General features: G+C 65.5%; 16 protein-coding genes. 9 read left to right on the plus strand and 7 right to left on the minus strand.

The window, feature by feature from the left end; all coding sequences use genetic code 11:
- Positions 1-128: 128 nt before the first annotated feature.
- A complete protein-coding gene (locus tag ACM0PB_RS14345) occupies positions 129-941 on the minus strand; it encodes an APH(6) family putative aminoglycoside O-phosphotransferase (protein ID WP_414604388.1) in 813 nt (270 codons plus the stop codon).
- A gap of 138 nt (positions 942-1,079) precedes the next feature.
- Between ACM0PB_RS14345 and clpA the strand changes: the two genes are divergently transcribed.
- Complete coding sequence (clpA, locus tag ACM0PB_RS14350) at positions 1,080-3,368, plus strand: ATP-dependent Clp protease ATP-binding subunit ClpA (protein WP_414604389.1); 2,289 nt, start codon at positions 1,080-1,082, stop codon at positions 3,366-3,368.
- A gap of 72 nt (positions 3,369-3,440) precedes the next feature.
- Here clpA and ACM0PB_RS14355 read toward each other — a convergent pair whose 3' ends face one another.
- From ACM0PB_RS14355 to ACM0PB_RS14370, 4 genes are all read right to left on the minus strand, one after another.
- The gene (locus ACM0PB_RS14355; protein WP_065178565.1) at positions 3,441-3,821 is read right to left on the minus strand and encodes a hypothetical protein; all 381 of its coding nucleotides are present in this window, start codon (positions 3,819-3,821) and stop codon (positions 3,441-3,443) included.
- A 202-nt stretch (positions 3,822-4,023) separates the two neighbouring features.
- Positions 4,024-4,242 (minus strand): translation initiation factor IF-1, encoded by a 219-nt coding sequence (gene infA / locus ACM0PB_RS14360; protein ID WP_005409596.1) that lies wholly within the window; start codon positions 4,240-4,242, stop codon positions 4,024-4,026.
- A gap of 86 nt (positions 4,243-4,328) precedes the next feature.
- Positions 4,329-5,069 carry a leucyl/phenylalanyl-tRNA--protein transferase gene (aat, locus tag ACM0PB_RS14365; protein WP_005416481.1) on the minus strand — a complete coding sequence of 247 codons (741 nt, stop codon included), beginning with the start codon at positions 5,067-5,069 and terminating at the stop codon, positions 4,329-4,331.
- 65 nt (positions 5,070-5,134) lie between these two features.
- Entirely contained in the window at positions 5,135-6,259 is a 1,125-nt protein-coding gene (locus ACM0PB_RS14370) for a GNAT family N-acetyltransferase (RefSeq protein ID WP_414604390.1), read from the minus strand.
- Between the two features lie 192 nt (positions 6,260-6,451).
- Here ACM0PB_RS14370 and ACM0PB_RS14375 point away from each other — a divergent pair, with 192 nt between their 5' ends.
- On the plus strand, positions 6,452-7,738 hold the full coding sequence (locus ACM0PB_RS14375; RefSeq protein WP_414604391.1) for an N-acetylmuramoyl-L-alanine amidase family protein: 1,287 nt from the start codon (positions 6,452-6,454) through the stop codon (positions 7,736-7,738).
- Between the two features lie 290 nt (positions 7,739-8,028).
- Here the strand turns inward: ACM0PB_RS14375 and trxB are convergent, their stop codons facing one another.
- Positions 8,029-9,000: a thioredoxin-disulfide reductase gene (gene trxB / locus ACM0PB_RS14380; protein ID WP_005416486.1), complete on the minus strand. Its 972-nt coding sequence runs from the start codon at positions 8,998-9,000 to the stop codon at positions 8,029-8,031.
- Positions 9,001-9,233: 233 nt separating this feature from the next.
- On the opposite strand from trxB, the gene ACM0PB_RS14385 reads away from it, so the two are divergent.
- From ACM0PB_RS14385 to ACM0PB_RS14405, 5 genes are all read left to right on the plus strand, one after another.
- On the plus strand, positions 9,234-11,594 hold the full coding sequence (locus tag ACM0PB_RS14385) for a DNA translocase FtsK (protein WP_005416487.1): 2,361 nt from the start codon (positions 9,234-9,236) through the stop codon (positions 11,592-11,594).
- Between the two features lie 39 nt (positions 11,595-11,633).
- Positions 11,634-13,577 (plus strand): DUF3857 domain-containing protein, encoded by a 1,944-nt coding sequence (locus ACM0PB_RS14390; protein WP_095378004.1) that lies wholly within the window; start codon positions 11,634-11,636, stop codon positions 13,575-13,577.
- Positions 13,578-13,688: 111 nt separating this feature from the next.
- Positions 13,689-14,327, plus strand: coding sequence for an outer membrane lipoprotein periplasmic chaperone LolA (lolA, locus tag ACM0PB_RS14395; RefSeq protein ID WP_414604392.1), 639 nt, complete (start codon positions 13,689-13,691; stop codon positions 14,325-14,327).
- Positions 14,328-14,568: 241 nt separating this feature from the next.
- A complete protein-coding gene (locus ACM0PB_RS14400; protein WP_414604393.1) occupies positions 14,569-15,846 on the plus strand; it encodes a replication-associated recombination protein A in 1,278 nt (425 codons plus the stop codon).
- Between the two features lie 188 nt (positions 15,847-16,034).
- A complete protein-coding gene (locus ACM0PB_RS14405; RefSeq protein WP_026346975.1) occupies positions 16,035-16,406 on the plus strand; it encodes a DUF805 domain-containing protein in 372 nt (123 codons plus the stop codon).
- A 73-nt stretch (positions 16,407-16,479) separates the two neighbouring features.
- Here ACM0PB_RS14405 and ACM0PB_RS14410 read toward each other — a convergent pair whose 3' ends face one another.
- On the minus strand, positions 16,480-16,854 hold the full coding sequence (locus ACM0PB_RS14410; RefSeq protein WP_005416493.1) for a hypothetical protein: 375 nt from the start codon (positions 16,852-16,854) through the stop codon (positions 16,480-16,482).
- A gap of 320 nt (positions 16,855-17,174) precedes the next feature.
- Between ACM0PB_RS14410 and ACM0PB_RS14415 the strand changes: the two genes are divergently transcribed.
- Positions 17,175-18,203 (plus strand): alpha/beta hydrolase, encoded by a 1,029-nt coding sequence (locus tag ACM0PB_RS14415; RefSeq protein WP_164229449.1) that lies wholly within the window; start codon positions 17,175-17,177, stop codon positions 18,201-18,203.
- A gap of 122 nt (positions 18,204-18,325) precedes the next feature.
- The gene (locus ACM0PB_RS14420; RefSeq protein ID WP_164229448.1) at positions 18,326-19,702 is read left to right on the plus strand and encodes a YncE family protein; all 1,377 of its coding nucleotides are present in this window, start codon (positions 18,326-18,328) and stop codon (positions 19,700-19,702) included.
- Positions 19,703-19,705: the final 3 nt, after the last annotated feature.

Here is a 19,705-nt window from a genome sequence, read left to right on the forward strand (position 1 = left end):
ATTCGCGTCCGGGCACAACGATCCCGGACCCAGTGTGCCCACCAAGGTGGGCACCTACCAAAGCAGAGGCCTGTATCGATCGTGGATGGAGCGCCCCCAGCAAGGTAGGCACCTGCCAAGCGCGGGTCTCAGCTCTCCGCCAGCGCCTCCAGCGCCATCCGCGCCACCGCCTCGTCCACTTCGGCCGGGTCGCCGTCATCCCTGAACCACACTGCCGACAGCGCCATGCTGGCCGCGATCCAGCGCAGCAGGCGCGTGCGCTCCAGGCCGGCCAGTGCGCTGACCTGTTCCAGCCGGGCAGCAAACCGCTCCGGCCGCGTGGCCACGTGGATGCCCGGGCCACAGAGATCCGGATTGCTGAACATCGTCGTGTAGTCGAACGCACGGTCGCCCAGCAACCGCTTCGGGTCGATCGCCAGCCAGCCGCGCGCGCCGAAATCGAGCACGTTGTCGTGGTGCAGGTCGCCATGCAGGGGCCGGACCTCGCGCTCTTCCTGCAGCAACCCCTCCGCCAGTGATCTGCACTGTTCCAGCAGTGGCGGCAGCGCAGCCCTTGGCTGCAGCAGATCGGCGAACCATGTACGCAGCCAGACCAGTTCCGCTGGCGGCGCGCTCCGTGGCCGGTGCAGCCGTTGCAGGACCTGGCACAGGATCGTGGTGCAGGCCTCATCGTCGCCCTCGATCGAGCGTTGCCGCAGCGAGTCGCCGCCGGCACGCTCGATCAGGATCGCCGGCCCGGCGTGGGCCAGCAGGCGGGCAGCGCCGTCGCCGTCCCACCAGCGCAGGAGGCGGTGGCTGTTCTGTTCCTCGGTTTCGCTGCTGATCTTCAGCATCGCCGGCGTGCCGGCAGCGGTCAGCACCGGCCAGAGCCGGGCATGGGCCGTTTCGATGGCCGGGCCATCACGCCGCAATCGCCAGCGGCTCAGGTAGGGTTCGCTCATGCCGGTTGAGGTCTTCTGGAGTGAACGAAGATCAAGCGTTCTGCAGTGCTAACGCCATCTGAACGCAGCAATCCGCTAGGGTGATGGAAATCGCGTAGTCAGGCCGCATATTGTTCCCATCTGCCGCCGGAGTAATCCATGTTCAGCAAAGACCTCGAACACACCATCGGCCAGTGCTACAAGCGCGCCCGTGAGGCCCGGCATGAGTTCATGACGGTCGAACACCTGCTGTTGGCACTGCTCGACAACCCGTCCGCCCAGGCCGTCCTGAAAGCCTGTGGTGCCGACGCCGAACGCCTGCGCCAGGAGCTGGAGCAGGCCATCGAGGCCTCAGTGTCGCGCCTGGCCGAAGATGACGGTCGCGATACCCAGCCGACCCTGGGCTTCCAGCGCGTGCTGCAGCGGGCCGTGTACCACGTGCAGTCCTCGGGCAAGAAGGAGGTCACCGGCGCCAACGTGCTGGTCGCCATCTTCGGCGAGAAGGACTCCCACGCCGTCTACTACCTCAACCAGCAGGATGTGACCCGGCTGGATGTGGTCAATTACCTGTCCCACGGCATCGCCAAGCTGGGCGAGGAAGGCGAGCAGCCGTCCTCCTCCTCCTCCGACGGCGAGGGCCGCATGGAAGGCGGGGAGGGTGAGCCGAAGGGTGATGCCCTGACCGAGTTCGCCAGCAACCTCAACGAACAGGCCCGGTCCGGCCGCATCGATCCCCTGGTCGGTCGTGGTGACGAGATCGAGCGCACCATCCAGGTCCTGTGCCGTCGCCGCAAGAACAATCCGCTGTACGTGGGCGAGGCCGGCGTGGGCAAGACCGCCATCGCCGAGGGCCTGGCCCGCCGCATCGTCGAGGGCTCGGTGCCCGACGTGCTTGCCGACGCGGTGATCTATTCGCTCGACCTGGGCGCGCTGGTGGCCGGCACCAAGTACCGTGGCGACTTCGAGAAGCGCCTGAAGGGTGTGTTGACCGCGCTGAAGAAGGTGCCCAACGCAGTGCTGTTCATCGACGAGATCCACACCATCATCGGCGCCGGCTCGGCGTCGGGCGGCACCATGGATGCGTCCAACCTGATCAAGCCGGCCCTGGCCTCCGGCGAGCTGCGCTGCATCGGTTCGACCACTTTCCAGGAATACCGCGGCATCTTCGAGAAGGACCGGGCACTGGCCCGCCGCTTCCAGAAGATCGACATCGTCGAGCCGACCGTTGGCGAGACCTACGAGATCCTGCAGGGCCTGAAGTCCAAGTACGAGCTGCACCACGGCGTGACCTACTCCGACGAGGCGCTGCAGGCGGCGGTTGACCTGTCGGTGAAGCACATCGGCGACCGCCTGTTGCCCGACAAGGCCATCGACGTGATCGACGAGGCCGGTGCCCGCCAGCGCCTGCTGCCGGAAGGGCAGCGCAAGGAACTGATCGACGTCGAGGAAGTGGAGGCGATCGTGGCCAAGATGGCGCGGATCCCGACCAAGCAGGTCAGTGCCACCGACAAGGACGTGCTGCAGCACCTGGAGCGCAACCTGAAGATGGTGATCTTCGGCCAGGACCCGGCCATCGAGACGCTGTCCTCGGCGATCAAGCTGGCCCGCTCGGGCCTGGGCAATCCGGAAAAGCCGATCGGCAACTTCCTGTTCGCCGGCCCGACCGGTGTCGGCAAGACCGAGGTGACCAAGCAGCTGGCGCTGCAGCTGGGCATCGAGCTGGTCCGCTTCGACATGTCCGAATACATGGAGCCGCATTCGATCAGCCGCCTGATCGGTGCCCCTCCGGGCTACGTCGGCTTCGATCAGGGCGGCCTGCTGACCGAGAAGATCGTCAAGACGCCGCACTGCGTGCTGCTGCTGGACGAAATCGAGAAGGCGCACCCGGACATCTTCAACATCCTGTTGCAGGTGATGGATCGCGGCGTGCTGACCGATACCAACGGTCGCGAGGCCAACTTCAAGAACGTGGTGCTGGTGATGACCACCAATGCCGGCGCGGCGCAGGCCTCGCGGCGCTCGATCGGCTTCACCAAGCAGGACCATGCCACCGATGCGATGGAGACCATCCGGCGCAGCTTCACCCCGGAATTCCGCAACCGCCTCGACGCGGTGGTGCAGTTCCAGGCGCTGGGCTTCGAGCACATCCTGCGCGTGGTCGACAAGTTCCTGATCGAGCTGGAGATGCTGCTGCAGGACAAGCACGTCAGCCTGTCGGCCACGCCGACCGCGCGCGACTGGCTGGCCCACCACGGCTTCGACCCGCTGATGGGTGCGCGTCCGATGGCCCGGGTGATCCAGGACAGGATCAAGCGTCCGCTGGCCGACGAGCTGCTGTTCGGCAAGCTGGTCAACGGCGGCAAGGTGAGCATCGATGTGCGCGACGACGAGCTGGTGGTCGAAACCCAGGCCGAACCGGAGCGCCTGCTGCCGGCGACTGTGGAGTGAGCTGACACCGGGCCTGGCTCGGTGGACCTGAAACAACAAGGGCGGCTTCGGCCGCCCTTGCCATGTGCCCCGTCAGCGGCTGCGCTGGCGGGCCTTCTTCTTGAAGGTGGCCTCGTCGACTGGCTCGATCTGCGACACGATGCAGCGACTGGAATCGGTGAGCAGCTGGCTGCGGCCGGCAGCGCACAGCAGGCCCTGCTGGCCGTCCGTGGCGAAGCTCAGTTTCCGCGAGTAGCCTGCCGCCGAGCAGTCGTCCTGGAAATGCACGACGTAGTGGTCCTGGCCATTGCGCAGCAGGATGTTGCGCGAGGCGCCGGCGCGCACCAGTTGCTGGTCGCTGCCCAGCTGGACGCAGTCACTGGAGGTGGAAAGAGTGTCGGCGGCGTGCACGGGCGCTGCGCTGGCGGACACGGCAAGGGCGACGAGCAGAGCGGTCAGCGGGAGCATGTTCATGGCAGGGCAGGGGGGGGCGGTCCGGACTGGACCGGGTCCCACGATGCTGCTACGGATGCAGATGCGAATCTGCCGCAAGCAGGGCTGACCGACGTCACGGTGAGTTCGGTCACGATGACTTCCGGCAGGGCCGGATTGCAGGCATGACAAAAGGCCAGCAACCAGGGCTGGCCTTGTCGAAGTGGCGCACCGCGCCGACCGCTTACTTCATGCGGTAGGTGATACGACCCTTGGTCAGGTCGTACGGGGTCATTTCAACCTTGACCCGGTCACCGGTGAGGATGCGGATGTAGTTCTTGCGCATGCGGCCGGAGATGTGGGCGATGATTTCGTGCCCATTTTCCAGACGAACGCGGAAAGTGGTGTTCGGCAGCGTCTCGCTGACGGTGCCCTCGAACTCGATGGAATCGTCTTTCGACATGTAGTCCTGTGCGGTTCAGAAAACGGCCACGCTGGGCCTAAGGCGCGGTATTTTACGCGTGACCGGCCCAGCTTGCAAAGTTTGTGTTAACCGCCGGCCAAATGCCGGGCTGGCAAGCGTCCGACGGCCTGTGTCCACGAGCCTTCACGGCCGTCATGGCGCACGGCCTGGCGCACGTGCTGCAGGAATTCCGCGCGCGGCAGGTGTTCGGCGCCCATCCGCAGCAGGTGCGGATTTTCCACCTGGGCGTCGATCAGCTCCCAGCCCCAGCCGTGAATCGTGGACGCCAGTGCCGCCAGCGCGATCTTGGAACCACCGCTGGCGCCACTGAACATGCTCTCGCCGAAGAACATCGACCCGATGGCCACTCCGTAGATGCCGCCGACCAGCGACTGACGGTCCCAGACTTCGAAGGAATGGGCGAAGCCGAGGTCGTGCAACTGGCTGTAGGCCTCGACCATGGCCGGGCTGATCCAGGTGCCGTCCTGGCCGGGCCGAGGTGCCGCCGCACAGGCGCGCATCACCTGGCTGAAGGCGGTGTCCGCGCTGACCTCCCATGTACTGCTGCGCAGCTGGCGGCGGAAGCGGCTGGACAGGTGCACGCCGTCGGTGCGGAACACCATGCGCGGATCAGGCGACCACCACAGGATCGGCTCGCCCTCGCTGAACCACGGAAAGATGCCGCCTGCGTAGGCGTTGAGCAGACGCGCTGGATGCAGGTCGCCACCCACCGCGAGCAGGCCGTCGGGCTGGCGCAGTGCGGTCTCGGCCGGAGGGAAGGGAGCGTCCGGCGCATCGGCCAGGCGCCAGGGCAGCTGGCGGGTCATGCCGGCATTGTAGTCGTCGCGGCCCCGCGCGAATGCCGCGGTAGATGCCAACCTTGGTTGGCTGGTCACCCGTCCGCCCGAAATGGGCTGTGCCCCAGCAGCTCCTGCCGGTACCGCCGCACATCGCGCCGCTCCTGCCGGCACCACTCCTGCAACGCCTCGGCGAAATCCGCGTCGGCCACCCAATGCCGGCTGCGCACCAGCGCTGGCAGGAAGCCGCGCGCCAGTTTGTGCTCGCCCTGGGCGCCCGGCTCGAAACGGCTCAGGCCTTCGCGCAGGCAGTATTCGATGCCCTGGTAGTAGCAGGCTTCGAAATGCAGGCCGGGCAATGTGGCGCCGCCCCAGTAGCGACCGTACAGCGTGTCACCACCGCGCAGGCAAAGTGCGCCGGCAATCGGCTGGCCTTCCTGCTCGGCCAGGAACAGCACCAGCCCACGTCCCAATGAAATGGCCAGATGGCGCAGGAAAGCCTCGGTCAGCGCCGGGGCATTGCCGTATTCAAGGAAGGTCTGCAGGTAGAAGCGATACATCGCCTGCAGGTCGGCGCGGCTGGCCTCGTCGCCATGCACCACGCGGAACGTGATGCCCTGGCGGGTGACCTTGGCCCGTTCCTGGCGGATGTTCTTGCGGTGCTTGTGGTTCATCGCGCCGAGGAACTGGTCGAATGTCGCCCAGTCACCCGGGTTCTGCCACTGGAACTGCACGTCCTCGCGCAGCAGCCAGTCATCGCCGAACAGCGCCTCGTCAGCTGCGGTGTGGAAATTGATATGGGCCGATGACACCTCCAGTGCTGGCAGTGAATCACGCAACACCGACAGCAATGCGGTGCGATCTGAATCGTGACGGGCCAGCAGGCGCGGCCCGGTGACCGGCGAGTACGGCACCGCGCCCAGCCACTTCGGGTAGTAGTCGCGGCCATGCCGGGCATAGGCGTTGGCCCAGGCATGGTCGAACACGAATTCGCCGTGGGAGTTGGTCTTCAGGTAGCCCAGAATGGCGCCGATCAGGCGCTCGCCCTCCCACAGCGTGAAGTGCCGGGGCTGCCAGCCCCAGTCCTCGCGCAGGCAGCCGTGCTGTTCCAGGCCTGAGAGGAAGGCGTGGCTAACGAACGGATTCTGGCCGTCGTGCAGGGCATCCCAGTTGGTGGCGGGAATGGACTGCAGGGAGTCGAGGAAGCGGGGGGAGGGCATGGTTGGCAAGGATAGGCCAGGTGGATCACGAATGGTGTTGGCGGGGCTGGGTTGGTTTGTTTCGGTTGGAGGTGAGGAAAATTTGAATTCTCCATCCATGTGCGCTGGGTGCGGAATCGCCGGCGTACGGATCGGCAGGGTGGCGGGGCGCTGCATGAGCGGCGCGCATCCCACCACATGGAGAAATCAACAATGAAGGGATTGAAGCTTGCTTCTGCCGTGGTCGCGTGTGGCTTGTTCTTTGTGTCACCTGTTTGGGCTTCTGGAGATCAGTCAGCAAAAGTGCTTGAGGATCCGGGTGCCTACGCGGAGGTGGTTGCGCTGTTGGAGCGTGAAGTTGGGAGCCAGTTGACGCGTCATTTGCAGGAGAGGGGTGAGCTGCGACATGTCAGCGTCAGCATCCGTCTCAATGCGAAGGCAAGATCAATGGTGATCAGCTTTGGGCCTGGATATCTTCCTGGCCCCGATCGGGGTTATGACGAGCTCTTCCTGATTCCGATGGCGTCCTCGTTGAGGTTCTATGCCGAAAAGTCAGGACTGATTGTGAACGACATTGATTTCCTATTCGACGGAAGAACCCTTGAGGAGTACTACCCGGAGGATCTCGCCGTTCCGCCGCAGGCGCGGGCGAGATCGACGCATACCTCAGCTTTGGTATCAGCAAGCCATGGCTACATCAGCTTGCATCCCAGCAGAGAATGGAAGTTTCAGCGTCCAGCGCCTCTCGGCATTCAGGAAGACACGCTGAGTCCACTGTTTGGTGACGAACTGCAAGCATTGATGGAACAACGTAGCGGCTTGACGGTGCACCGGGCACGGAGCCGCTCCACGGAACTCCATCCGGAGTCCGGGAAGCCATGGGAGCACATGTCATCCCGCTACCACCTCAAAGCGCTTTTCCCCGAACGCACCGACATGTGGAATGAGTTTCCGAACAGTCCAGAGTCTGCTCGCGAAAAGGAAGAGGACATACGGGCTCGCCCCAACTACGCAAACCATCTGGGTGTGGATGTGATGCTGAGCCTGCACACCAATGGCAGCGATTCAGCCAGTCTGCGTGGAACCGAGGTCTATTACCATCAGGCGAAACCGCAGGATAAGGCCTTGGCGGACAGCATCCTGTGTTCGATGCGGGAAGTCATACGCGCGCAGCCTGGCTATCAGGATTTCCCGATTCGCGAGAGTTCGACTTCGGCTAGGCACGGCGAGAACCGCATCGGAAAGATGCCCTCGGTGATCATCGAAACCGCCTACCACTCCAATCCTGACGATGTGGCTGCCTTGCAGGACCCCGTCTTTCGCTCGGCGTCCATGAAAGGGGTGGAGAAGGGCTATCGCCTGTGGGCAGCAGGCAAGACCTGCGAGCCGCTGGTCCTGCATCCGATCCCAGATACCAATGTGCCGGTTCAATCGGCCCGTGACATCGAAGTCCGCTATGCCGGGAATCCTCAATACCCGCTGTCGGTGAACTCTCGCTGACGACCTGTTCCGAGGCGGGTGCGTGCTCCTCTTCGACACAGACTTTTGACGATCCGATGCAGCCGGTGGTGATTAATCTTGCCTGTAATGGCATCGGCACGGGCGTCGCGCGCTGGAGTGCGCTCCTCAGGGACGCAGACGGGGTTGCGTCGGCACCTGTCGAGTTTTCGCAGGCGTGCGTACGGGCGTGAGGGCAGGCTTCGGTCTGCCAGGCATGGCCTGGCACTACTGAAAGCACAAAGGCCGGCGCTCTCGCGCCGGCCTTTGGTCGGGGTCGAGCATGGCTCGACTCAGCTGGCCTTGCCCTGCGCGTCCAGGTAGCGCTCGGCGTCCAGTGCGGCCATGCAGCCGAAGCCGGCCGAGGTGATCGCCTGGCGGTAGTGCTGGTCGGCTACGTCGCCGGCGGCGAACACGCCTTCCACCGAGGTCTGGGTGGCGTTGCCGCCCAGGCCCGAGCGGATTTCCAGGTAGCCGTTGTTCATCGCCAGCTGGCCGTCGAACAGGGTCGTGTTCGGATGGTGGCCGATGGCCACGAAGAAACCGTGTGCGTCGATGTCGCGGGTGCTGCCGTCCAGGGTGGACTTCACGCGAACGCCGGTCACGCCGGCATCGTTGCCCAGCACTTCCTCCACCTGGTGGTGCCAGACGGTCTCGATCTTGCCTTCGGCGACCTTCCTGAACAGCTTGTCCTGCATGATCTTCTCCGCCTTCAGGGTGTCGCGGCGGTGGACCAGGTAGACCTTGCGGGCGATGTTGGACAGGTACAGCGCCTCTTCCACGGCGGTGTTGCCGCCACCGACCACGACCACGTCCTGGTCGCGGTAGAAGAAGCCGTCACAGGTGGCGCAGGCGGAGACGCCGCGGCCCTTGAAGGTCTCTTCGGTCGGGATGCCCAGGTATTTGGCGGTGGCGCCAGTGGCGATGATCAGCGCGTCGCAGGTGTACTCGTGACTGTCGCCGATCAGCTTGAACGGGCGCTGCGACAGGTCGGCGGTGTGGATATGGTCGAAGATGACCTCGGTCTCGAAGCGCTCGGCGTGCGCCTGCATGCGCGCCATCAGGTCCGGGCCCATCAGGCCGTGGGCGTCACCCGGCCAGTTGTCCACCTCGGTGGTGGTCATCAGCTGGCCACCCTGCTGCAGGCCGGTGATGACGACCGGCTTCAGGTTGGCACGGGCGGCGTAGACGGCGGCGGTCCAACCGGCCGGGCCGGAACCGAGGATGACGAGGCGCTGGTGGCGGGAGGGCAGGCTGGTGCTCATGTAAACTCGCGAAAAGGTAGATGGGACAAGGCGCTGGCGATGTTTGCGCAGCATCCATGGCTGCTCATAGAGTGGCGGCTGGGGCAGGGCGATTCAAGCCGATGAACAGAACGCCGTCATCCAGCGGTGGTTCCGGGCCTCGGATTGCCTTGCCCGACGTCGCATAACTGAAAACTGACGCCGTCTCATTTATTATCAATCACTAACAGCGCATTCCAAAGGTATGGTCTAAGGTGGCGAAGCAGGTCCCTGAACGCTCCAAGTCGGACGACAGCAAGGCGTCACGTCGCACGGCCGCGGCGGCGACGACCGACAATCCACGCCGCCAGCGCCTCTGGCGCGATCTGGGCCTGATCGCCATCGCGCCGGCCCTGCTGTACCTGGCGGCCAGTCTGTTCACCTATTCAGCCACGGATCCGGGCTGGTCGCATACCGGCAGCGTGGTCGCGCCGGTGCATAACCTCGGCGGCCGCGCCGGGGCCTGGATTGCCGACGTGCTGCTGCAGCTGTTCGGCTACATCGCTTTCCTGTTGCCGGTGGTGCTCGGCGCACTGGCGTGGATCGCCATGTTCGGCCTCAAGCGCGAGAGCAAGGGCGAGAACGATCTGGACCCGGCGCTGCGCCTGGTCGGTCTGGTCGGTTTCCTGATCGCCGGCACCGGCTTCCTGCACGTGCGCCTGTTCAGTGGCGATGTCGCCAGTGCCGGCGGCATTCTCGGCAAGCTGGTGGGCAATTCGCTCACGGTGGGCTTCGGTGCGCTGGGCGCCAACCTGTTCGTGCTGGTATTGCTGCTGGCCTCGATCACCCTGGCCACCGGGCTGTCCTGGTTCACGGTGATGGAGAAGATCGGCCGTGGCGTAATGTCGCTGGCACCGCTGCTGGAGCGCAAGAAGGAAGAAGTCAGCGAGTGGAAGCAGACCCGGGTGATGCGCGAGGAGCGCCAGGAAGTGCGCAAGGCCGACGCCGAGGTGCGCGCCAAGCGCGAGCCGGTAAAGATCGAACCGCGCCCTGAGCCGGTGATCGAGAAGAGTGATCGCGCCAAGCGCGATACCCAGATTCCGATGTTCCGTGGCGTCAACGGCGATGGTTCCGACCTGCCGCCGCTGGCGCTGCTGGATGATCCCAAGCCACAGCCGAAGGGCTACGACGAAGAGACACTGGAGACCCTGTCGCGGCAGATCGAGTTCAAGCTGAAGGACTTCCGCATCGATGCGCAGGTGGTCGGCGCCAACCCTGGCCCGGTCATCACCCGCTTCGAGATCGAGCCGGCACCGGGCATCAAGGTCAGCCAGATCAGTTCGCTGGACAAGGACATCGCGCGCGGCCTGTCGGTGAAGTCGGTGCGCGTGGTCGACGTCATCCCGGGCAAGTCGGTGATCGGCCTGGAAATTCCCAACGTCACCCGCGAGATGATCTTCCTGTCCGAGCTGCTGCGCTCGAAGGAATATGACAAATCGGCCAGCGTGCTGACCCTGGCGCTGGGCAAGGACATCGCCGGCCGCCCGACCGTGGCCGACCTGGCGCGCATGCCGCACCTGCTGGTGGCCGGTACGACCGGTTCGGGCAAGTCGGTGGCGGTCAACGCGATGGTGCTGAGCCTGTTGTTCAAGGCCTCGCCGAAAGACCTGCGGATGCTGATGATCGACCCGAAGATGCTCGAGCTGAGCGTCTACCAGGGCATTCCGCACCTGCTGGCGCCGGTGGTCACCGACATGAAGGAGGCCGCCAACGGCCTGCGCTGGTGCGTGGCCGAGATGGAGCGCCGCTACAAGCTGATGAGCGCGGTGGGCGTGCGCAACCTGGCCGGCTTCAACAAGAAGGTGAAGGAAGCCCAGGACGCCGGCCAGCCGCTGATGGATCCGCTGTTCAAGCCGAACCCGGAGCTGGGCGAGGCGCCGCGTCCGCTGGAAACGCTGCCGTTCATCGTCATCTTCATCGACGAATTCGCCGACATGATGATGATCGTCGGCAAGAAGGTGGAAGAGCTGATCGCGCGCCTGGCACAGAAGGCGCGTGCGGCTGGCATCCACCTGATCCTGGCCACGCAGCGCCCGTCGGTGGATGTGATCACCGGCCTGATCAAGGCCAACATCCCGACCCGCATCGCCTTCCAGGTCAGCTCCAAGATCGACTCGCGCACCATTCTCGACCAGTCTGGCGCGGAGACCCTGCTGGGCCACGGCGACATGCTGTACCTGCCGCCGGGCACCGCGCTGCCCGAGCGCGTGCATGGTGCGTTCGTGTCCGACGACGAAGTACATCGCGTGGTCGAGCACCTCAAGGCGATGGGCCCGGCCGACTATGTCGACGGCGTGCTGGACGAAGTGCAGACGATGGGCGACGGCGTGGTCGTCGGCGCCACTGGCCTGCCCGAGACCAGTGCGGCCGGCGACGAGTCCGACCCGCTGTATGACGAAGCGCTGCGGGTGGTCACCGAGACCCGCCGTGCCTCGATTTCCGGCGTGCAGCGCCGGCTGAAGATAGGCTACAACCGTGCAGCGCGACTGATCGAGGCCATGGAAGCGGCCGGCGTGGTCAGCCCGCCCGAGCACAACGGCGACCGCACGGTGCTGGCACCGCCGCCGCCGAAGTAAGACCCGACGTATCCCCCACGACGTCCAAGGAACCGACGCATGCTTCACCCCGTACCAAGCGCGCTGGCGCTGGCGCTGGCTGCCCTGATGGCTGCCGGCCCGGCACTGGCAGAAACCGCCACCTCCGCGCCCGCCACGGCGCCGCCATCCACCAGCGGCGATACCGAAGCCAGCAATAATTTCAGCATTGTCCGTTACCGCGCCGACTACCAGGTGCGGCCCGATGCGGGCAATGTGCAGACCGAAACCTACGAAGTCCTGCTCAAGACCAAGGCCTCCGTCGAGCAGTTCAGCCAGGTGCGGCTGAGCTACAGCGAGAAGATGGAAACGCTGGAAGTGCTCGGCGCCTACACCATCACTGCCGACGGCCAGCGCCGCGACGTTCCGGCCGACCGTATCTACACGCAGGAGAGCTACTCCAGCGCTTCGGCGGCGATGTATGCCGACCGCAAGGTGCGGGTGATCGTGTTCCCGAACCTGGCCCCGGGCACGCGCCTGTACTACCAGGTGCGTCGCACCCAGGCTACGCCGTACTTCCCGGGCTATTTCGGCCTGTGGGAGACCTTCAACGTCTTCACCGAGTACGAGGACGCCGAGGTCACCCTGAGTGCGCCGGCCAACCTGCCGATGTTCGTCGACAGCCGCGGCGTGCAGGGCAGTGACCGGCCGACAGTGAAGAATGGCCAGGCGCAATGGCGCTGGCGCTACCAGCGCCGCGAGGCGATGCCGGCGCAGAACTGGTCGGCGGCGGGCTGGGAGTTCGGCCCGAACATCATGGCCAGCACGTATCGTGACTGGTCGCAGATGGGGCGCGCCTACCAGCTCAAGGCGGGCCCGGCGGCCCAGGTGACCCCGGCGCTGCAGGCGCTCGCTGATGAGATCACCGCCGGCATCAGCGACCGCCGCGAACAGGCTGATGCGCTGTATCGCTGGGTCGCGCAGAACATCCGCTATGTGGCGGTGTACCTGGGCAACGGCGGCCTGGAGCCGAACAGCGCGCAGAGCATCCTCGACAATCACTATGGTGACTGCAAGGACCACGTGACGATCCTCGAGGCGCTGCTGGCGGCCAAGGGTATCGCCAGCTCGCCGGTGCTGATCGGTGCGGGGGGCGGCCCGACGCTGCCGAAGATTCCGGTGCTGGGCCGCTTCAACCACGCCATCACCTATATCCCCGAGTTTGATCTTTACCTGGATTCGACCACCGCGTGGGCACGCTTCGGGCAGCTGCCGGAAGGTGACCTGGGTGCGCCGGTGATGCGTACCCGGGACGCTACGCTGGCGCGTACCCCGGCCAATACGCCGGAGCGCAATGCGACGTCGATGGAAGTGCGTTTCACGTTTGATGCCAACGGCAACCTGCGCGGCGAAACGATTCCGAAGCTGGGCGAGAACGCCGAGATCGGCATGCGCGCGCAGTTCTCACAGCTCAACGCGCAGAACCGTGCGCGCGCTGAGGAGCAGATCATGGCCGCCTCAGGTTTCGATGGGCGAGGGCAGCTGCAGATCCAGGGCGTACCGGTCGACCTGACCCGGCCGTTCGGCTACCGCATGGCCTTCCAGGCCGAGGACTACGCCGACTTCAGCGTGGCCGGCGGCATGGCCGTGCCGGACCCGCCGGGGGGCGAGTCGGTGCGTGGCTTGTACGCCACCGCCTCGGCGCCGGCCAACGAGACGCCGTTCTACTGCAATGCCAGCCTGCGCGAGGAAACCTATCGCCTGCAGTTCCCGGCCAATGCGCCGATCATCGCCATTCCGGCCAGCCAGCGCTTTACCAATGCCGCTGGCGAATACCGGGTGGACTGGAGCCGCGAGGGCCAGGAGGTGATCGTGCATCACCGCTTGCAGCAGAACGCGGTGCGTGGCCCCGAGGCGCTGTGCCAGCCGCAGGACTATCCGGCGTTCCGCGCGCTGTATCGCGAGGTGCGGCGCGGCTTCCGTGGGCAGGTGCTGTACGGCAAGCTGCCCGGCTCGGGCGGCTGAATCGCCGATGGACGTTCAGGGCGGCATAATGTCGCCCTGATCGCCCATTCATCTTCCCCCGGGCACACTGGCAACCACCTTTCCTGGCGCCCGCGCCCACAGGATTTCCGCATGAACTTCCTCTTCCGCCGTTTCCTTGCCACGACTACCCTGGCCGTCGCCTGTGCCGCTGCCGGCAGTGCCTGGGCCGGTGCCCGCGATGACCTGAAGACTTTCACCAGTGGCCTGAAGGGCCTGGATGGCCAGTTCAGCCAGCAGGTGTTCGACAGCCGCGGCAAGGTGAAGGAATCGACCAGTGGCCGCGTGGCCCTGTCGGCGCCGCGCCTGTTCCGCTGGGAATACGTGCGCCCGCACGAACAGCTGATCGTGGCTGACGGCAGGAAGGTCTGGATGTACGAGCCGGACCTGGAGCAGGTCACCGTGCGCGAGCAGGGCAAGGAAGAGCAGAACAGCCCGCTGACTGCGCTGATCAACCCGGCGCTGCTGGAACAGCAGTACGACGTCAGCGAAGAGGCTGCGCAGCGTGATGGCCTGCAATGGCTGTCGCTGTCGCCGAAGCGCGAGACCGAAGCCAGCTTCCAGTACGCCGCGCTGGGCTTCAATGCCCAGGGCCTGGCCAAGATGGAGATCACCGACGCGGTCGGACAGCGCACCGTGATCAGCTTCAGTGGCTGGAAGCGCAATCCGGGCTTCGCCGCTGGCACCTTCAGCTTCACCCCGCCGAAGGGCACGGACGTCATCGGTAATTGACCGAGGATGCCGGGCATGACCCGGCGCCACCTGCTCCGGTGGGTGTCAACCGGCACCGCCTTGGTGGGTGTCAACCTTGGTTGACGCAATTTTGATCTGCCGGCCAGCGGCCGGCACTACCGGAACCGTCGTCACCTTGTCGCGGTACAATGTGCGGGTGGCAAGACATCGTTCAACTTCCTTCCCCGGCCCCGATCTGCTGAGCGTTGATCGGGAACATCTGCGCCCGCTGGCCGAGCGCATGCGCCCGCGCACCCTCGACGAAATGGTCGGGCAAAAGCGCCTGCTGGCGCCGGACAGCGCGCTGCGTCGCGCGGTCGAATCCGGGCGCGTGCATTCGATGATCCTGTGGGGCCCGCCGGGCTGCGGCAAGACCACGCTGTCACTGCTGCTGGCCGAGTACTCCGATGCCGAGTTCCGTGCCATCTCCGCCGTGCTGTCCGGCTTGCCGGAAGTGCGCCAGGTGCTGGCCGAGGCTGCGCAACGGTTCGCCGAGGGCAGGCGCACCGTGCTGTTCGTGGACGAGGTGCATCGCTTCAACAAGGCGCAGCAGGATGCCTTCCTGCCGCACATCGAGCGCGGCACGATCCTGTTCGTCGGTGCCACCACCGAGAATCCGTCGTTCGAGCTGAACTCGGCGCTGCTGTCGCGTTGCCGCGTACATGTGCTGGAAGCGGTATCGCCAACCGATATCGTCGAGGCGCTGGAACGCGCGCTGGGCGACCGCGAACGCGGCCTGGGCGAGGAGGGTATCGAGGTTGCGCCCGAGCTGCTGCTGGAAATCGCCACTGCCGCTGATGGTGACGTGCGCCGCGCACTGACCCTTCTTGAAATCGCCGCCGAACTGGCGGGTGGGGAAGGGGGTCGCATCACCCCGCAGACCCTGACCCAGGTGCTGGCCGATCGTACCCGCCGCTTCGACAAGGGCGGCGAGCAGTTCTACGACCAGATCTCAGCGCTGCACAAGTCGGTACGCAGTTCCAATCCGGATGCCGCGCTGTACTGGCTGACCCGCATGCTCGATGGCGGTTGCGATCCATCCTACCTGGCACGTCGACTGACCCGCATGGCGATCGAGGACATCGGCCTGGCCGATCCGCGCGCGCAGAGCATGGCGCTGGAAGCCTGGAACATCTACGAGCGGCTCGGCAGCCCGGAAGGCGAGCTCGCGTTCGCCCAGCTGGTGCTGTACCTGGCCAGCACCGCCAAGTCGAACGCGGGCTATGCCGCGTTCAACCAGGCCAAGGCCGACGTGCGCCAGAGCGGTACCGAAGAGGTGCCGTTGCATCTGCGCAATGCGCCAACCAAGCTGATGAAGGAGCTGGGCTACGGCGCCGAATACCAGTACGACCACGATGCCGAGGGGGGCATCGCGCTGGACCAGACCGGTTTCCCGGATGCGATGGGCGAACGGGTGTACTACAACCCGGTGCCGCGGGGCCTGGAGATCAAGCTGAAGGAAAAGCTTGATCGGCTGCGCGCCGAACGTGAGGCGGCGAGGGCCGCGAAGGGCCGTTGAGCTGGCTTATGTAGCATCGAGCGATGCTCGACTCCGCTCTGGACCGACCCAGCAGCACCTGCGGAAACAGCAGCCGGGCATGGCTCGGCGCTACAGGGGTAATGGCAGTCGAGTGTGGTTCGTCACCACATTGTCCTGCGGGCGCTCCTTTGGCACACTGCGCGGCTACTTTTTCAAGGATTGATGCCGTGCAGGAAATGATTCTGCCGTTGAAGCGTTATGCCCAGTTCGAGGGTCGTGCCAACCGTCGCGAGTACTGGATGTTCCAGCTGTTCCTGTTGATCGTCTCCGCCGTGCTGATGGTGCCGCTCATCGCCGGGCTGGTGATGCAGTCCGACGTGCTGGGCATCGCGTCGATCATCCTGTTCGTCGTGTTCTGGCTGGCCACGTTCGTGCCGGTCATCGCCGTCACCGTGCGCCGACTGCACGACTGCAACCAGTCGGGCTGGATGTACCTGCTGGCCTTCGTTCCGTTCGGTGGCCTGGTGATCTTCGTGTTCGCGCTGCTGCCAGGTACACCGCAGGAGAACGTCTACGGCCCGGTGCCTGCGGGGCCGTGAGACTGCGTGAGTCGAGCATGGCTCGACTTCTACAGGGCGGGAAAACGAAGCCGGCGTTTCGCCGGCTTCTTTCTTACTTGATGCTGCAGTCGCCGAAGGAAAGGTAGTCCGTTCCCGAGCTGAACTGCAGCGTGCAGCTTGCGGTGAAAGTCGCGCCTTCTTCCAGCGCGCCCAGCTTGGCCGCCTGGTGCTCGTCGTCGCTGGTCAGCCGGGCCAGGACATTGCCCTGGTCGTCGCCGGCCTCGATCAGCGGCTCGCCCGCCAGGTTGCTGGAGACGCCCAGGGCAACGGCAGTGAATGTCACCGTCTGGTTGAGTTCTTCCATGCCCAGTGACGAATTGCCGGCCTCTTCAAAGGCCTGGTAGAGCGTTGGCAGATCCTGTGCGGCATGGGCGGCCAGCGGTGCAAGCAGGCCGAGGGAAAGGGCGATCAAGGCGGTGCGCTTCAAGGTGTTCTCGCAGTCACGGGATTCATTCCCGTGGATGGTGGTCAGTAGATCCACGCCATGCGTGGATGGGTTTGGCAAAGGACAGGGCGCGGCCGGCGACTCGATTGCCCATCCATCCGCAGCCCTGCGAGGGAAGGGCGCTCCTGCGCCCCGCTGCCCGGCAAAATAGTGGATCCGGTGTTTCCGGCGCAACCGGGAAAATGAATGCATCGCGCGCGTGATACACAGCGTGACGTTTGATCGATGTGATAATCATTCGCGTTTAAGGTAGACTGCGGTCCCCTGAGAACCGGCGGCCTTGGCCGCTCCTGCCGCCACTGATGAAGCTTTTCGTCCTGCCTTCGCGCCGTGGCCCATTGGCCCGCGGCCTGGCTGCCATGATGATGGGTCTACTCCTGGCCACTCCTTACGCCCATGCGCAGCAGCGTAATCCGCTGCAGAAGATCGGCCACACCGTGCTCGACGAGCCGGCGGCCACCTATCGCTTCGAGCGTTTCGTGGTGGACAGCCCGGACCAGCAGCGCCGTTGGCGGGTGAACCTGGCGATCCCGGCCAGGGCCGGCAAGACCCCATCCCCGGTGCTGTACGCGCTGGATGGCAATGCCGTGGCCATGGTGCTGGACCAGCGGCTGCTGGCCGAGCTGGCTGCGCGCAAGGCACCGCCGGTACTGGTGCTGATCGGCTACGACAACGACCTGCGCATCGATTCCAGGGCGCGTACCCGCGACTACACCGCGTGGATCGACCGTGCCGACGACGAGAGCGGCACGACCCAGGCCGTCGGCGGCGGCGCTGCGGCTTTCCTTGATGTGATCGAGCGCCGCATCAAGCCGGAAGTCGAGCGTCGCGCACGCATCGATACGCAGCAGCAGGCGCTGTGGGGCCATTCGCTGGGCGGGCTATTCGTGCTCAATGCGCTGTACACGCGACCTGCCGCGTTCCAGTCCTATCTGGCAGCCAGTCCGTCGCTGTGGTGGAGCCAGGGCGCGGCGCTGGGTGATCCGGAGCAGCAGTTCGTGCAGAACGTGCACGGCCAGCCGGCCAAGCTCTGGCTGATGCTGGGCGGCGCCGAGCGCGTCGGTGATCGCGGCAAGCGCGATATGAGCAACCCGCGCGTGGTTGCGCACCTGCGCCGGATCAGTGGCGCCACCCCGGATGCGGCGATGCAGTTGTCCGAGCGGCTGGGCAAGGTGCCGGGCCTGAGCGTGCAGTACCGCGAGTTCGATGGCCTCGGCCACGGCCCGATGCTGCCGGCATCGTTCCACGCTGCGCTGCATGAACTGTATGGCGTGTCCGACCGCAGCGCCGGCAATGGCGCGCCCAATGGCGGGGACAGCGCCGCCGAATGAATGCCTTCGCGCGCCATGCCGTGCGACCCCACTACCCAGGCGAGGCTGCCGGCGTGCAGCGGCCCAGGCAACCGATGAATCCCGCGCCACGTGGCGCGGCCTACGTGTGCAAGGAGCCTGCCATGTCGTTCCATCCGTCTTTCCGTCTCACCTCTCTCGCCGCCGGTCTGCTGCTGGCGGTGACCGCCACCGCCCAGCCGGTGTTCGATCAGCCGGCCAACGCCACTTTCAAGGGTGAGGTCGTCTCGCGCGGTGAGAACGTGGTTCCCGGCAGCACCGCCGACGTGGTCGGCCGGGGCTTCGTGCCGGGCCAGAAGGTCAGCCTGCTGCGTGGCGACAGCGTGCTCAACACGCAGCCGCTGGTGGTCGATGCCGACGGCAACTTCAAGACCCAGCTGAGCATTCCGGCCGATGCGGTGCCGGGCACCCACCCAGTGGTGGTGCGCGCCAGCCAGCCGGCTGCGGCCACGGTGCTGAAGCTGCGTGTGTCGCCGCAGCTGCCGCTGTCCGGCCAGGCGCAGTTCGCCACCCAGTCCAACAAGCTGGTGCCGGGGCTGTATCAGTCCGCTTACAGCGCCGCCAGCAACGCGGTGTTCGTCACCTCGGCGGTGGGCCGTCCGCCGGTGACCCAGTCGCAGTTGCTGAAGCTGGATCCGAAGTCGCTGAAGGTGATCAAGGCGATCACCCCGGCGCAGGTGCCGGGCAGCACCAACGGCGCGGTCTATGCGGTCTACGGTGTGGGCGTGGATGACGCCAATGGCAATGTCTGGGTCACCAATACCCGGCAGAACTCGATTGCGGTCTACCGCCAGAAGGACCTCTCGCTGGTCCACCAGTTCCCCGTCGACACCGTGCCGCATGCGCGCGACGTGGTGGTCGACGGCACCCACGGCAAGGTGTTCGCTTCGGCCACGGGTGAGGACCACCTGTCGGTGTTCGATGCGAAGACGTTCAAGGAACTGCCGCAGGTGACGCTGGAGTCCGGCGTGGATGATGGCAAGTTCACCCCGATGAGCCTGGTGCTGGACGAGAAGGGCGGCAAGCTGTTCACCGTCAGCATCGGCACGCCGGAAGCGGCGGTGATCGATGTCGCCAGCGGCAAGGTCGACAAGGTCATCGACCTGGGCAATTCGATCAGCGCCTCTGGCGTGGCCTTCGACGCAGCACGCAACCGCCTGTACGTGGCCTCGCAGGGCACCGACAACCTGCTGATCGTCGATGTGGCTTCCGGCAAGGTGCTGCATGACGTGCCGGTCGGCGCCGGCGCGCTGAACGTCGCCTTCGATGCTGCCTCCGGCCTGGCCTATGTCAGCAATCGTGGCGCCGGTACGGTCACGGTGGTGAACGGCGACGGCAAGGTGGTGGCCAACCTCGATGGCGGCACCCTTCCGAACCATGTGCGTGCCGACGGCAAGGGCAACGTGTTCGCGGTGAACAAGTCACGTGGCACCGAAGATCCGAAGGGTGACCGCATCACCCGCATCACCCCGAAGCAGTAAGTC

This window comes from Stenotrophomonas sp. AR029, from assembly GCF_047520695.2.
Taxonomy (GTDB): Bacteria; Pseudomonadota; Gammaproteobacteria; order Xanthomonadales; family Xanthomonadaceae; genus Stenotrophomonas; species Stenotrophomonas sepilia.

What these genes read in the sequence shown, in the direction of transcription:
- ACM0PB_RS14400 (WP_414604393.1), top strand. Translation starts at nt 14,569, where the DNA reads ATGCGCCCGCGCACCCTCGACGAAATGGTCGGGCAAAAGCGCCTGCTG.
- ACM0PB_RS14355 (WP_065178565.1), bottom strand. Translation starts at nt 3,821, where the DNA reads ATGAACATGCTCCCGCTGACCGCTCTGCTCGTCGCCCTTGCCGTGTCC.
- ACM0PB_RS14375 (WP_414604391.1), top strand. Translation starts at nt 6,452, where the DNA reads ATGAAGGGATTGAAGCTTGCTTCTGCCGTGGTCGCGTGTGGCTTGTTC.
- ACM0PB_RS14415 (WP_164229449.1), top strand. Translation starts at nt 17,175, where the DNA reads ATGAAGCTTTTCGTCCTGCCTTCGCGCCGTGGCCCATTGGCCCGCGGC.
- aat (WP_005416481.1), bottom strand. Translation starts at nt 5,069, where the DNA reads ATGACCCGCCAGCTGCCCTGGCGCCTGGCCGATGCGCCGGACGCTCCC.
- trxB (WP_005416486.1), bottom strand. Translation starts at nt 9,000, where the DNA reads ATGAGCACCAGCCTGCCCTCCCGCCACCAGCGCCTCGTCATCCTCGGT.
- infA (WP_005409596.1), bottom strand. Translation starts at nt 4,242, where the DNA reads ATGTCGAAAGACGATTCCATCGAGTTCGAGGGCACCGTCAGCGAGACG.
- lolA (WP_414604392.1), top strand. Translation starts at nt 13,689, where the DNA reads ATGAACTTCCTCTTCCGCCGTTTCCTTGCCACGACTACCCTGGCCGTC.
- clpA (WP_414604389.1), top strand. Translation starts at nt 1,080, where the DNA reads ATGTTCAGCAAAGACCTCGAACACACCATCGGCCAGTGCTACAAGCGC.
- ACM0PB_RS14390 (WP_095378004.1), top strand. Translation starts at nt 11,634, where the DNA reads ATGCTTCACCCCGTACCAAGCGCGCTGGCGCTGGCGCTGGCTGCCCTG.
- ACM0PB_RS14370 (WP_414604390.1), bottom strand. Translation starts at nt 6,259, where the DNA reads ATGCCCTCCCCCCGCTTCCTCGACTCCCTGCAGTCCATTCCCGCCACC.
- ACM0PB_RS14345 (WP_414604388.1), bottom strand. Translation starts at nt 941, where the DNA reads ATGAGCGAACCCTACCTGAGCCGCTGGCGATTGCGGCGTGATGGCCCG.
- ACM0PB_RS14420 (WP_164229448.1), top strand. Translation starts at nt 18,326, where the DNA reads ATGTCGTTCCATCCGTCTTTCCGTCTCACCTCTCTCGCCGCCGGTCTG.